This window comes from Ruegeria meonggei (assembly GCF_042768335.1).
In the GTDB taxonomy this organism is placed as follows: Bacteria; Pseudomonadota; Alphaproteobacteria; order Rhodobacterales; family Rhodobacteraceae; genus Ruegeria; species Ruegeria meonggei.
Genome location: NZ_JAXHBT010000001.1, coordinates 591,902 through 605,473, shown reverse-complemented (window position 1 = coordinate 605,473; position 13,572 = coordinate 591,902). Strand labels below are relative to the sequence as shown.

At 59.2% G+C, this 13,572-nt stretch carries 13 protein-coding genes; 10 read left to right on the top strand and 3 right to left on the bottom strand.

Features of this window, described 5'->3' with window-relative positions:
* The first annotated feature begins 16 nt into the window (after positions 1-16).
* From betC to SJY13_RS03010, 4 genes are read left to right on the top strand one after another with little or no spacing between them, the layout of a single operon-like run.
* Positions 17-1,531: a choline-sulfatase gene (betC, locus tag SJY13_RS03025; RefSeq protein ID WP_377193547.1), complete on the top strand. Its 1,515-nt coding sequence runs from the start codon at positions 17-19 to the stop codon at positions 1,529-1,531.
* Positions 1,531-2,322 carry an SDR family NAD(P)-dependent oxidoreductase gene (locus SJY13_RS03020; protein ID WP_377187526.1) on the top strand — a complete coding sequence of 264 codons (792 nt, stop codon included), beginning with the start codon at positions 1,531-1,533 and terminating at the stop codon, positions 2,320-2,322. Before betC ends, SJY13_RS03020 begins: the two co-directional genes overlap by 1 nt.
* A gap of 47 nt (positions 2,323-2,369) precedes the next feature.
* On the top strand, positions 2,370-3,110 hold the full coding sequence (locus SJY13_RS03015; protein ID WP_377187523.1) for an SDR family NAD(P)-dependent oxidoreductase: 741 nt from the start codon (positions 2,370-2,372) through the stop codon (positions 3,108-3,110).
* On the top strand, positions 3,110-4,036 hold the full coding sequence (locus SJY13_RS03010) for a 3-hydroxyacyl-CoA dehydrogenase NAD-binding domain-containing protein (RefSeq protein ID WP_377187520.1): 927 nt from the start codon (positions 3,110-3,112) through the stop codon (positions 4,034-4,036). The genes SJY13_RS03015 and SJY13_RS03010 overlap by 1 nt, the downstream gene beginning before the upstream one ends.
* 9 nt (positions 4,037-4,045) lie before the next feature.
* On the opposite strand, the gene SJY13_RS03005 is transcribed toward SJY13_RS03010, so the two are convergent.
* Positions 4,046-4,756 (bottom strand): aspartate/glutamate racemase family protein, encoded by a 711-nt coding sequence (locus tag SJY13_RS03005; RefSeq protein ID WP_377187517.1) that lies wholly within the window; start codon positions 4,754-4,756, stop codon positions 4,046-4,048.
* Between the two features lie 3 nt (positions 4,757-4,759).
* A complete protein-coding gene (locus tag SJY13_RS03000; RefSeq protein ID WP_377187514.1) occupies positions 4,760-5,458 on the bottom strand; it encodes a GntR family transcriptional regulator in 699 nt (232 codons plus the stop codon).
* Between the two features lie 103 nt (positions 5,459-5,561).
* Between SJY13_RS03000 and SJY13_RS02995 the strand changes: the two genes are divergently transcribed.
* Positions 5,562-7,256, top strand: coding sequence for a thiamine pyrophosphate-binding protein (locus SJY13_RS02995; RefSeq protein WP_377187512.1), 1,695 nt, complete (start codon positions 5,562-5,564; stop codon positions 7,254-7,256).
* Here SJY13_RS02995 and SJY13_RS02990 read toward each other — a convergent pair.
* Positions 7,217-8,137, bottom strand: a complete 921-nt coding sequence (locus SJY13_RS02990; protein ID WP_377187509.1) for a LysR family transcriptional regulator — start codon at positions 8,135-8,137, stop codon at positions 7,217-7,219. The genes SJY13_RS02995 and SJY13_RS02990 overlap by 40 nt on opposite strands.
* Positions 8,138-8,236: 99 nt before the next feature.
* On the opposite strand from SJY13_RS02990, the gene SJY13_RS02985 reads away from it, so the two are divergent.
* The 5 genes from SJY13_RS02985 to SJY13_RS02965 all read left to right on the top strand — a co-directional run bounded on the left by SJY13_RS02985 (position 8,237) and on the right by SJY13_RS02965 (position 13,567).
* The gene (locus SJY13_RS02985; protein ID WP_377187506.1) at positions 8,237-9,370 is read left to right on the top strand and encodes an enolase C-terminal domain-like protein; all 1,134 of its coding nucleotides are present in this window, start codon (positions 8,237-8,239) and stop codon (positions 9,368-9,370) included.
* Entirely contained in the window at positions 9,367-10,617 is a 1,251-nt protein-coding gene (locus SJY13_RS02980) for an NAD(P)/FAD-dependent oxidoreductase (protein WP_377187503.1), read from the top strand. Before SJY13_RS02985 ends, SJY13_RS02980 begins: the two co-directional genes overlap by 4 nt.
* Before the next feature lie 50 nt (positions 10,618-10,667).
* Positions 10,668-11,645, top strand: a complete 978-nt coding sequence (locus SJY13_RS02975) for a TRAP transporter substrate-binding protein (protein ID WP_377187500.1) — start codon at positions 10,668-10,670, stop codon at positions 11,643-11,645.
* A 70-nt stretch (positions 11,646-11,715) separates the two neighbouring features.
* Positions 11,716-12,249 carry a TRAP transporter small permease gene (locus SJY13_RS02970; RefSeq protein WP_377187497.1) on the top strand — a complete coding sequence of 178 codons (534 nt, stop codon included), beginning with the start codon at positions 11,716-11,718 and terminating at the stop codon, positions 12,247-12,249.
* A 4-nt stretch (positions 12,250-12,253) separates the two neighbouring features.
* On the top strand, positions 12,254-13,567 hold the full coding sequence (locus SJY13_RS02965; RefSeq protein ID WP_377187494.1) for a TRAP transporter large permease: 1,314 nt from the start codon (positions 12,254-12,256) through the stop codon (positions 13,565-13,567).
* Positions 13,568-13,572 lie beyond the last annotated feature (5 nt).

The following is a 13,572-nucleotide window of genomic DNA, read 5'->3' as shown; positions in this document are numbered from 1 at the left end:
TTGGCCCAATATTGTTGTGGTTATGGCCGACCAATTGGCACCGCATTTCTGCGGGACATACGGCCATCCAACCGTGAAGACACCCAATATAGATGCGCTGGCGGCGCGTGGGATGCGGTTTGATGCAGCCTATTGCAACTCACCCCTGTGCGCCCCGTCGCGCTTTGCATTCATGTCGGGGCAATTGATCAGTCGCATTGCCGCCTATGACAACGCCAGTGAGTTCCGAGCTTCGGTGCCGACCTTCGCGCATTACCTGAAGGCGTTGGGGTATAGCACCTGTCTGTCGGGCAAGATGCACTTTGTCGGCCCTGATCAGAAACACGGCTTTCAGAACCGCGTGACCACCGACATCTACCCCGCCGATTTCGCCTGGACCCCGGATTGGGAGGCCCCGGATGAGCGGATCGACAAGTGGTATCACAACATGCAAACGGTCAGGGAAAGCGGCGAGGCTGTCGCGACTTTTCAAACCGACTATGATGACGAGGTCGAATTTGCCGCCCGCCGCTGGCTGATCGACCGGGGCCGCGACCGGGCTGCGGGGGATGCCGCGCCGTTCTGTCTGGTGGCCAGCTTTATCCATCCGCATGATCCCTATGTGGCCAAGCCTGAATGGTGGAACCTCTACTCCGATGCGGACGTGCCGATGCCGGAATTCCCCCTGACGCCCGAACAACAAGATCCGTTCTCGCGCCGGGTGATGGACGGGATTGAGGCCAGCTATGTTCCTTTGACCGAACAGGAAATCCGCCGTGCCCGCCGCGCATATCTGGCCAATGTCAGCTATTTCGACAGCAAGCTGGGTGCGATGGTCAAAGCACTGGAGGAGATCGGAGAGCTGGACAACACACTCGTCATCATTACCGCCGATCATGGCGATATGCTGGGCGAGCGCGGGCTGTGGTACAAGATGAACTTTTTCGAACACTCTGCCCGTGTGCCCTTGATCATGGCTGGTCCGGGTGTGGTTTCGGGCACTGCCCCCAACGCCTGTTCCCTTGTCGATCTGCTGCCGACCTTCGTGGATGCAGCCGGAGGCACGGACGACCTGTTTGGAGAGCCCGTGGATGGCCGGTCACTGATGCCCCTGGCACGCGGAGAACTCGATCCGGTGGACGAAGCCATCGGTGAATACTGCGCCGAAATGACGCCCTACCCCGTTTTCATGATCCGGCGCGGGTCGTTGAAATACATCCACTGCGACCCCGATCCGCCACAGCTGTATGACCTGTCGGATGATCCGCTGGAAAAGGTCAATCTCGCCCTCGACCCGGCCTATGCCGAGCAAGCCGCAGGGTTTGCGGCCGAGGTCGCACAAAGATGGGACAGTGAAACCCTGCGCGCCGATGTCATCGCAACTCAGAAATCCCGGCGCGCTTTACATGCCGCGATGGAGGCCGGGGCCGGCGAGCCCTGGGACTATACACCGCCCCGGGACGCCACGCAGGAATACGTGCGCAACCACATGGACTGGACCGTCGCCGCGACCCGCTATCGCTATCCGCCGCTGAAGAAGGAAACCGAATGATGTTGCAAGGAAAAACCGCTCTGGTCACAGGTGGGCGCGGTGGGATCGGACGGGCCATCGTGGCCCGCTTTTTGCGCGAAGGCGCACGGGTTTATGCCGCTGATCTGACACCGCACGGATCTTTGGCGGCCCATGACGACGACGGCAGTCACTTTGTCAAACTGGATGTCACCCAAGAGGTGGATGCCGTAGCAGCAATGGCGCAGGTCAACGCAGATGCTGGTCAGTTGGATATCCTGGTGAACGCCGCCGGGATCGAGATTGAGAAGACCATCGAAGAGACCTCGCTTGAGGAATGGAACCTTTCGTTTGCCGTAAATGTGACTGGCACGTTCCTGACCTCGAAACATGCATTGCCGCTGATGCGCAAGGCCGCACGTGCGGGAACCACCGCCTCGATCATCAACTTCGGCAGCTATGACGGGTTTATCGCCGATCCCGGCCTTGCGGCCTATTGCGCCACCAAGGGTGCGGTGCATGCGTTGACGCGGGCAATGGCCTGCGACCATGGACCCGAAGGCATCCGCGTCAACGCGATCTGTCCGGGCTATGTCGATACCCCGATGTTGCAGAGCTTTTTCACCGGTGAGGGGTCAGGTGCAGCCGGTAAATCCATCGATCAACTGCAGCAAGCTGTCCGCGATGTTCACCCGATGCGCACCTTTGGCACGCCCGAAGACATCGCCAATCTGGTCAACTGGCTGGCCTCGGACGAGGCACGCTATGCCAGCGGCCAGCTATGGGTTCTGGACGGAGGTCTGAGCGCGCAGGTTCAGCAGATGAAGCTATGAGCAAACCTGCCATTATCACCTATGCGAATTGAATTGGAGGTTCACTGATGCGGCTGGCTGGAAAAAGAGCGTTGGTTACGGGTGGTCGCCAAGGGATCGGACGCGCAATCGCCGAGTCCTTTGCGAATGAGGGTGCGACTGTCACAATCTGCAGCCGCGGACCCAGGCCAGAGGACCTGCCCGCGCAATTTATCTGGTACACTCTGGACGTGACAAATGCGGACGCGGTCAATGAGTTGGCATCGACCACGGACGGTACGGATGTTTTGGTGAACAACGCCGGTGTACAGGTCGAAAAGACTGTCACCGAAAGCGTGGACGCGGATTGGGATGCGGTGATCGGCACCAACTGCCGGGGGGTCTTCAACCTCTGCCGCGCCTTTATTCCGCGGATGCCCGGGGGCGGATCGATCATCAATATCGGATCGATTTCGGGCACCGTCGCAGACCCGTCGCTGGCGCTCTATAATGCGTCCAAAGCCTTTGTGCACGGGCTGACGCGATCAATCGCCGTTGATCACGGCCCCAAAATCCGTTGCAACGCGATTTGTCCGGGCTGGATCGAAACAGATATGCTGGACGCCGCGTTTGAACTTGCGGACAACCCCACTGCCGCACGGCGGGATGCCCTGAACCGCCATGCCACGCGCCGGTTTGGCAAGCCCGAGGATATCGCCAACATGGCGGTTTGGCTGGCCTCAGATGAGGCCGGATTTGCAACCGGGCAGTTGTTCACTGTGGATGGTGGTATGACCGCGGCCTCGCCTCTCAATCCGGGACTGTTCTAATGGAGTTTCAGCACACAGCCTGCCTAGGCGGCGGCGTGATTGGGGCCAGCTGGGCGGCGCTGTTTCTGGCCTCGGGACGTTCGGTGGCGCTGTTTGATCCAGATCCGGAAGTGGAACGCAAAGTGCGCAGCTACATCGACACCGCCTGGCCCGCGATGACCGAGCTGGGGTTGACCCGCAATGGCGCACCTGACTCGATCACATTCCACACCAGCGCAGCCAGCGCGGTTGAAGGCGCTGCTTTTGTGCAGGAAAACGTCCCCGAGCGGCTGCCCATCAAACACGCAACTTTCGCGCAAATCGAACCTGCCCTTGCACCGGATGCCATCGTCGCCAGTTCAGCCTCTGGCCTGACGCTCAGCCAGATGCAGCCCGGATGGACCGATCCGTCCCGCTTTGTACTTGGACATCCCTTCAACCCACCGCACTTGATCCCCCTGGTCGAGGTTCTGGGAAATGAACAAACCGAAGATGGGGTGGTCGCAGCCGCGCAACGGTTCTACAGGGCCGTCGGTAAAACCACGATCCGTGTCCAAAAAGAAGTGCCCGGCCATGTCGCCAACCGCCTTCAGGCCGCGATCTGGCGCGAGGCGGTCAGCCTTGTCATGTCCGGCGTTGCCTCGGTCGAGGATGTGGACAAGGCCGTATGGGCAGGCCCCGGCCTGCGCTGGGCGGCAATGGGACCGACCATGCTGTTCAACCTCGGTGCCGGAGAAGGCGGGTTGCAGGCGTTCTGCGATCACTTCACCGAGACATTCAATGGCTGGTGGGACGATCTGGGGCAGGTTCACCTGACCGACGAGGTCACGCAGACCCTGGTTCAAGGTGTTAAATCCGAAGCAGGCGGCATGTCCACTGCCGAGCTGGCGCAAACGCGCGACGCGCTGATTGTGGCGATGCAGAAATCGATGTCAGGCCTGCGCTAGCCCTGCCCATTAATACTCGGGCGGCCTGAGCCCGGCCTGAAACCAGCTGACCAGAGAGACGATGGAATAGACCGGCAGGTCGGTCGCCTTTTGAATATCGGCAGCATAGGGGCACATATTCGTGCACTCCAACACCAGCGCGCCCAGTTCAGGGTGGTTTTGTTTCATCGCCAGCGCGGCCTCGACATTGTCGGCGCGAGCCTTTTCAATATCCAGCGTCAGTTCGTTTTCCAGAATCGCCCGCGTGAATTCCTGTCCGCCTTCGGTCGATCCGATGGGCGTCCCATCTGGCACCAGAGCGCTGCGCAAATGCTCGGTGGTGAGGGTCGAGGCTGAGATCGTCAACACTCCGGCGCGTTTGCCTGTGGGCAGAAGCCGGTTCACCATCTCGACCTGCATAAGGGATGAGGTGACAACGGGCACCGGAACCGCCTCGGACAGTTCCTTTTGGAAGAGGGACAGAAACCCGCAATTTGTGGTGATACCGTCCACCCCGTCTTCGACCAGACCACACGCTGCGTCCACAAAGGCATCCAGCAAACCCTCGGCCCTGCGTCGCACAACCAGATCGGGCGAGGCGTTCCGCACGATGCGGTAATGCACCGGGAACGGCCATGTCAGCGCGTTGCCCATGTCACCCGGAATACGGGGAAACCGGGCATCCAGCATCAGTATCCCGACCGACGCGCCGTATATCGATTTTCCACCAGTCGCGATCATTCCTCAGGCCTTTTCAATGATGCGGGCCGAGATGTCTTCGGACCCTTCCATATAGATGTTCGAGATACCATGACGCACAGCGTCCTGGACCTGATCCATCCGTTTGGCAATATGTCGGCTCAGAACCTCTGCCGCGCTGTTCTCGTCGCGCTCCAGCAACGCTTGCATGACTCGTTTATGTTCGTCTTTCGACCGCTGCACCCGGTCCAGGCTCATGGAAATCCAGCGGATGTATCGGATACGTTCGTTGATGCGGCACAGTGTTTCAAACAGTTCCGAGTTGCCCGACAGGCGGGCGATGCCCAGGTGGAACGCTTCATCCCGATTCACCGCCTCTTCTACCGTAAGACCGGTGATATCAATGCCGGTGGCGTAAAGCTCATCCTGCAGGGCCTGCAATTCTTCATCGGTTGCCGTGGCGCAAGCTGACCGCACAGCGGCAACTTCGATAATCTGGCGCAGCTCGAACAGGTCGAACACACTTTTGGCGTCCAAAGCGCGGCAGAAAAACCCCTGCCCTGGGCGGAAATCAAACATCTTTTCGGCTACCAACCGGTTCAGCGCCTCGCGCAGCGGCGTGCGGCTGACGCCAAGCTCTTTCGACAGCGCAACCTCGTTCAGGCGATCGCCGGGGCGTAGGCGAAACGAAACCGCCATCGCTTTGACGCGCTCATAAATGTCATCAACCCGTGGACCCGCCATAACACCGCCTTTTGTCTTTCCGCACAGCTGCCACAGGTGGGGCTTGAAATCAATATACAAAACTGTATACAGCTCTGAACACAATTTGAAAGCGGGGCAAAAGATGTCGGGAACAAATTATCTGACCGGAGCCGAGGCGATGGTGCGCATGCTGAACGCGCATGGTGTAAAACACATGTTTGGCCTGTGCGGGGACACGACACTGCCCTTTTATGACGCGTTGGCGCAGATGGATCATGGGATCGAACACATCCTGACCCGCGACGAACGGCATGCAGCCTATATGGCCGACGGCTATGCCCGTGTGACCGGCAAGCCCGGCGTGTGCGAGGGCCCGTCTGGCGGCGGCGCGACATACATCCTGCCCGGTGTGATCGAGGCCAATGAAAGCTCGGTCCCGATCCTGGCCATCACTTCGGATGTGGCGACCACCAGCCGGGGAAAATACCCGCTGACCGAGCTGGATCAGGAAGCTCTGTTCAGGCCTTTGTCCAAGTGGAACGCCTCATTAGATGATGCAACCCGCCTGCCTGCCATGGTGCGTGCTGCCTTTCGGGCGATGACCACGGGCACCCCTGGCGCGACACATCTGGCCTTGCCGTTTGACACGCAGAAAGCACAGGTGGACGAGGCCGAAATTTGGGCCGACGCAAGACACCAAACCTATCCCGCAGAACGCGCGGCCCCGGATCAAGCCGCAATTGAAACTGCGGCCAAGATTCTGGCCGGGGCGAGCTCAGCCGTGGCGATCTGCGGCGGAGGTCCGGTTCTGTCAGGCGCAACGGATGCGTTGCACAAATTGGCCGCGCTGTTGGATATGCCGGTGGCGACAACTGTGTCTGGTCAGGGATCGATTGCGGAAACAGACGCACTGGCTTTGGGCGTCGTGGGATCGAATGGCGGGGTCCCGGCAACGCGCGCGGTTGTGGACGCGGCAGATGTTGTTCTGTTCATCGGATGCCGCGCCGGATCGGTTACCACCGAACGCTGGCGCAGCCCGACACGCGACGTCACCGTGATCCATATCGACAGCGATCCGATGGTCATCGGCGCCAACTATCAAACCGAGGTGGCTATCTGCGCTGATGCGCGGCTGGCGCTTGAGGCGTTGGTGAACACACTCGGCGAACGGGGTGATCTGCCTGCACAGGGCGGCGCGGCCAAGGCGAAAACCGCGTGGGACGCCAAACTGGCGGCCTATACCCCACTGGCCGCCAGCCGTGAAGCGCCGATCCGGCCCGAGGCCGTCATGGCTTCTCTCATGGATATTCTGGACGACGACGCCATTGTGGTAGCTGATCCGGGCACCCCCTGCCCCTATTTCAGCGCGCACTACCGCTGGCAAAAGCCGGGGCGGCATTTCATTACCAACCGGGCCCATGGCGCGCTTGGCTATTCGCTGGGCGCTGCGATGGGCGCACATGTCGGTCGCCCTTCGGTCAAGACATTGGCGGTGATGGGTGACGGATCTTTTGGCTTTGCCTGTGGCGAGTTTGAGACCATGGTTCGGCACAACATGCCGATCACGTCAATCGTGTTCTCGAACGCCGTGTTCGGCTGGATCAAGGCCGGTCAGGATGCCGGGTTCGGGCAGCGATATTACAATGTCGATTTCAATCGAACGGACCATGCGGCCGTCGCCTCGGCCTTTGGCGTCAAATCATGGACGGTCAAGGACCCTGACGATTTGCGCCGTGTCCTGAAAGAAGCCATCGAACATGATGGTCCCACCCTGGTGGACATCCACTCGCAACCCCTTCACGAAGCAGCCGCGCCTGTGTCCGAGTGGGTGGCGTAGGACGCGATTGAGGGCGTCAGCTGGGCCAGAAACTCTTGCGCGATTGCAGATAGTGGACGCCCTTTGGCGGTGATGATGGCCAGATCCAGCATCACCGCAGGCCGGAACGGGCGGGTTTGATAGCCGCCTTCCGCGTCAAACGTCACGGTAAAGGGGTCGATCACCGCCACGCCCATGCCCTGTTTGACAAAGCTCAGCAGATTTTCGGACAGGTGCGTGTAAATCTTGGTCCGCCACGTGCGCCCCTCCGCCTGAAATATATCGCGGGTTCGGCGATGGGTCTGATGTTCCGGGCCCATGACGATAAAGGGTTCATCCTCCAGCAATTCCGGGGTCAGGACATCGTATTGGGTTAAGGGACTGCCTTCGGGAAACGTGGCCAGCGTTTCGAAATGGAATTCCTGATAGTTGAGCGTGTCATGCAGGATCGGCATCTCAACAACCCCCACCTCGAACAGGCCCGAAATCACCCATTCCTGAATTTTTGACGAATATTGCGATTGGAAACTAACCGACAGGTTGGGCCGGCTGGCAGCGAACAGGGCGATTTCCTGTGGCATAAAGCCAAAAGACAGCAGATGCGGGGCCGCCACCTGCAACTGACCGGGATGCTTGTTCTGCAAATCGGTCACCGCCTGTGCCACGTGGTCTAGCCCGCGAACAACAGTGTCTACTTCACGAAACAGCAGCTCGGCTTCGGGGGTTGGTAACAACCTGCCTTTGTTACGCTCAAACAGCGGCAGGCGGGCTTCGCGCTCCAGCTGGGCCAGAAGGTTGCTGATCCCCGGCTGCGAAATCCCCAGAACCGAGGCCGCACCCGTCACCGTTCCAGTCTCCATGATCGCATGAAACGCCTGCAATTGCCGAAACCGAAGAGACATTGGCCCACCTCATCATTTTTTCTGATGATCTTGCCATAACATAGTATTTGAAATGATACACTTGCCACGGCACGGTTCTTTTACCAGACCGGAGTAACAATGACCGACCTGCACCAGACCATCACAGGCTTTGACCTGTGGCATCTTGAACTGCCCGTCACCTCGCGGCGCGATCATGGAATCGGATCAGTTGAAGGAAACTGCGAGGTGGTCATCCTGCGCCTGACATCCGAGGACGGAACTCAAGGGTTTGGTGAGGCCTCGCCCTGGTCGGTTTTCACCGGCACGCCCGAGGCGACTTATGCGGCGCTGGATCGGTATCTGCGACCGCTGGTTGTCGGATCACGCGTTGCAGATCGTGCCGCCATCATGGCCAAAGCTACCTTTGCGGTTGCCCATTGCACCGAGGCCAAGGCAGCCTTGGAAACCGCGCTGCTGGACCTTGCCGGTCGCATCAGCGCCGTGCCCGTTTGGGCGCTGTTAGGTGGCAAGTACCGCGACACGATCCCACTCAGTTGCTCAATTGCCAACCCGGACTTCGCGCAGGATGTGGCGCTGTTGGAGCAATTGCAGGTAGACGGCGTGCGGATCGTAAAGCTGAAAACAGGGTTCCGAGATCATGCCTTTGATATTCTGCGGCTAGAGCATTTAGCCCAGCATTGCCCCGAATTCTCGGTCCGCGTGGACTATAATCAGGGGCTGACCGTTGAGGGCGCGTCAGCGCGGGTGCGCGATGTCGCGCAGTTCAAACCGGATTTCATCGAACAGCCCGTGCGCGCGCATCATTACGGAATGATGGCCACCCTGCGCGGTCAGATCGATGTGCCCCTTCTGGCCGATGAAAGCGTGTTTGGCCCCGAAGAGATGGAACGCGCCGCGCGCGAGGGAATTTGTGACGGTGTCTCGGTCAAGATCATGAAATCCGGCGGGCTGAGCCGCGGGCAGACCGTCGCGCGGATTGCGGCGGCGCATGGGCTCAGCGCTTATGGCGGGGACATGTTCGAGGCTGGTCTGGCCCATCTGGCCGGAACCCATATGATTGCGGCGACCCCCGAAATCACACTCGGGTGCGAGTTCTATCAGGCTTCGTACTTCCTGAAAGAGGACATTCTGGAAGAGCCGTTCCTTGTGCAGAATGGCAAGGTCATCGTGCCGGACAGCCCCGGTTTGGGCGGACGCCCTGATCTGGACAAGCTGGACCACTACGCTTTGGCCAAGGCGGTGGCGGCATGAGCGAGAAAAAAAACATCGCCATCATCGGCGCCGGAATTGTCGGCGTGTCCGCAGCTGTATGGCTGCAACGCGACGGGCACGAAGTGATCCTGATCGACAAGGCCGGGCCCGGCGAAGGGACCTCACACGGCAATGGCGGGGTTTTGGCTTCGTGTTCCGTTGTGCCGGTCACAGTGCCGGGGCTGCTGGGCAAGGCGCCTCGAATGCTGTTCGACCGCTCGCAGCCCTTGTTCATGAAATGGGGGTACATCCCCAAGTTACTGCCGTGGCTGCTGCGCTATTTGAAACATGCCAACGCTGATGACGTAAAGCATATTGCCGCCGCCTTGACCCCTATCGTGGGTGACAGTCTGAACGACCATCAAGCGCTGGCCCAAGGCACCGGGGCTGAGAAATGGATCACCCCGTCGGACTATTTGTTCCTATATGAAGACAGGCAGCATTTCGAAGGCGACGCCTTTGGCTGGGATATCCGGCGCAAAAACGGGTTCACTTGGGACGAACTGGAAGGCCAAGCTTTTCACGACTATGACCCGGTGTTCAGCAAGGACATCAGCTTTGCCGCACGCCTGGGCGATCACGGGCATATCCGCGATCCGGGGCGTTATGTCAAAGATCTGGCTGCGCATGTCGAAGCCAACGGCGGCCGGATCATCCAGGCTGCGGTCGATGATGTGGCGCGCGAAAACGGCAAGGTGACCGGCGTGCGCGCTGGCGGCCACACCATTGCCTGCGACACCGCGATCGTCACCGCAGGGGTCTGGTCCGGCCCATTGGCCCGCAAACTGGGTGTTGCTGTTCCACTGGAAAGCGAACGCGGGTATCATCTTGAATTGGTGGAACCTTCCGCAATGCCCAAAAGCCCGGTTATGGTGGCCTCAGGCAAATTTGTTGCCACCCCGATGGAGGGCCGCATCCGGCTCGCGGGGATTGTCGAATTCGGTGGGCTGGACGCGCCGCCATCGCGGGCTCCGTTCGAGTTGTTGCGCAAGAATGCCCGGTCTGTGTTTCCGGGGATCACGTGGAAGGACGAAGTGGAATGGATGGGGCACCGGCCCGCCCCGGTGGATTCGATCCCGGTGATCGGAGAAGTCCCCGGAGCGGAAGGTGCCTACATGGGCTTTGGGCACCACCATATCGGCCTGACGGGAGGGCCAAAAACTGGACGCCTTTTGGCGCAGATGATCGCAGGAAGAACACCCAATACGGATATGACCGTCTATGCGCCGTCACGATACAAAATATAACAAAGCCGGTGCTCAAACCGGCCCATCTTATTAAACCAGGGAGACTAAAGATGAAAAAACTGACAAGCCTTTTGGCAGCAACTGCGCTGACCGCAGCTGCGGCCGTTCCGGCAACAGCGGAAAAATGGGATATGCCGATGGCCTATTCGGCGTCGAATTTCCATTCCGCAACTGGTGCCGAGTTCGCCAAATGCGTCACCACCGGCACCGGCGGCGAGATTGAGATTGTCACCCACCCATCAGGCTCGCTGTTCAAAGGCGCCGATATCAAGCGTGCGATCCAGACTGGGCAAGCCCCGATTGGTGAGCGTCTGCTGTCCGGCCACCAGAACGAAAACGCGCTGTTCGGATTTGACTCGATCCCGTTCCTGGCCACCTCATTCGACGACAGCGCCAAGCTGTGGGACGCTGCAAGGCCGTCGATTGAGAACCTGCTGGCCGAACAGAACCTGACGCTGCTGTATGCCGTACCGTGGCCACCGCAGGGCCTGTATTTCAAAGACGAGGTGAACTCGGTCGCAGATATGAAGGGCATCAAGTTCCGGTCGTACAACAACGCCACATCGCGTTTGGCCGAACTGACCGGAATGCTACCGGTGACCATCGAAGCTGCTGAAATCAGTCAGGCATTCGCCACCGGTGTTGCGGATTCCATGGTGTCCTCGGGGTCAACGGGGTACGACCGCAAGGTCTGGGAAAGCCTCGATTATTTCTACGAAGTCGATGCTTGGCTGCCGCGCAATTATGTGATGGTCAATTCGGACATCTGGTCCGGCGTGTCTGATGCCAACAAGAACGTGATCCAGGCTTGCGCCGAACTTGCGGAATATGCGGGCAACTGGAGGGCCAAGGAATACACCGGGTTTACCCTGCAAGGTCTACGGGACGGCGGTATGACTGTGGGCCCCGCGTCCGAGCAGATGACGAACGAGCTGAAAGAGATCGGCGTCACCATGACCAACGAATGGCTCGAAGCCTCTGGTGATGAAGGTAAAGCCATCGTCGACACCTTCAACTCGGCTCAGTAGTTTTGCTGACAGGGGCGGCAGTGTGAATTGCCGCCCGCTTTCCATCAAATAATAACAAAGCGGGGACAGCATGGCGGCATTGCGAGGGCTTCGGTCCGTACTGGATTTCATCTACCAAGTGGCGGGCGTCCTGGCGGCGCTGAGCCTGATCGCCATTCTGGTGCTGATCGTTGTGCAGATGCTGGCCCGCTGGACGGGTGAGGTTTTTCCCGGCGCGCCCGATTACGCCGGCTATGCGATGGCTGCGGCTTCGTTTCTGGCCTTTGCCAACGCACTGAACCGGGGCAGCCATATCCGAGTGTCGATTCTGTTGAATGCGGTTCCGGACAAGGCCCGCAGAATTCTAGAGATCTGGTGCTTTACCATTGGTGCCGCAGTGATGTGGTATTTCTGCTGGTACGCATACCGCTTTGTTTATTGGAGCTGGAAATTCAACGATATCAGCCAGGGGCAGGACAGAACGCCCCTGTGGATTCCACAATCGGCAATGCTGATCGGAGCCATCATTCTGGCCATCGCGTTGACTGATCACCTGTTCCACGTGCTCTTCAAAGGTGACCACCGCATCACCCGCGATCTTGCCGATCAAAGCCACGGAGAGTGAGCGCATGGAAAACGCATCAATCATTATCCTCTTTCTCTTTGTTCTGTTCACGCTACTGGGCTCTGGCATCTGGGTCGGCCTTGCCCTGATGGGCGTCGCATGGGTCGGGATGGAGCTGTTTACGACGCGCCCGGTCGGCGACGTCATGATAACCACGATCTGGTCAGCCTCGTCTTCATGGACCCTGACGGCGTTGCCGATGTTCATCTGGATGGGAGAAATCCTGTACCGAACGCGATTATCCGAGGATATGTTCAAGGGCCTCTCACCCTGGATGGCCCCCTTGCCCGGCGGTCTGGTGCACACCAACATCGTGGGCTGCACGGTGTTCGCTGCTGTGTCCGGGTCGTCCGCCGCGACACTTACCACGGTCGGCAAGATGTCGATCCCAGAGCTGCGCAAACGCAACTATCCCGAACGTATGATCATCGGCACTTTGACGGGCGCGGCAACGCTGGGGTTGATGATTCCGCCCTCATTGACCTTGATTGTCTACGGCGTCACCATCAATGAATCGATCACCAAACTGTTCTTTGCTGGTATCATGCCGGGGTTGTTTTTGGCTGCCATGTTCATGGGCTATGTCGCGATCTATTCCAAGTTGGGCAAGGATTGGAACCCGAACCAGGAAACCAAGCTGAGCTTTGCTGAGAAGATCAGGAATTCGCGGTTCCTACTGCCCGTAATTCTGCTGATCCTCGTGGTGATCGGGTCGATGTATCTGGGCTATGCCACCGCCACCGAGGCCGCCGCCTTTGGCGTGATCGGAGGGCTGCTGCTGGCTGCGGGCCAAGGATCGCTCAGCTGGAAGACCTTCACTGAAAGCCTGATGGGCGCAACTCGCACTAGTGCGATGATCGCTCTGATCCTTGCGGGTGCTGCGTTCCTGTCCTTGTCGATGGGTTTCACCGGCTTGCCCCGTGGTCTGGCCGACCTGATCGCCGGATGGGATCTGACCCGGTTCGAGCTGCTGATGGTGCTGCTGGTTTTCTACATCATTTTGGGGTGTTTTCTGGACGGCATCTCGTCGGTCGTGCTGACAATGGCGGTGGTCGAGCCGATGATCCGTGACGCAGGGATTGACCTGATCTGGTTTGGCATTTTCATCGTTGTCGTGGTCGAGATGGCGCAGATTACGCCACCCATCGGTTTTAACCTATTCGTCATGCAAGGCATGACCAACCACGAGATGGGTTATATCGCGCGCGCTGCGATCCCGATGTTCCTGATCATGGTTGTGATGGTGTTCGTGTTGATCTGGTTCCCGGAGCTGGCCACGTGGCTACCGGAAAACCTGCGTCAAAACCCATCCGGGTAGCCCGC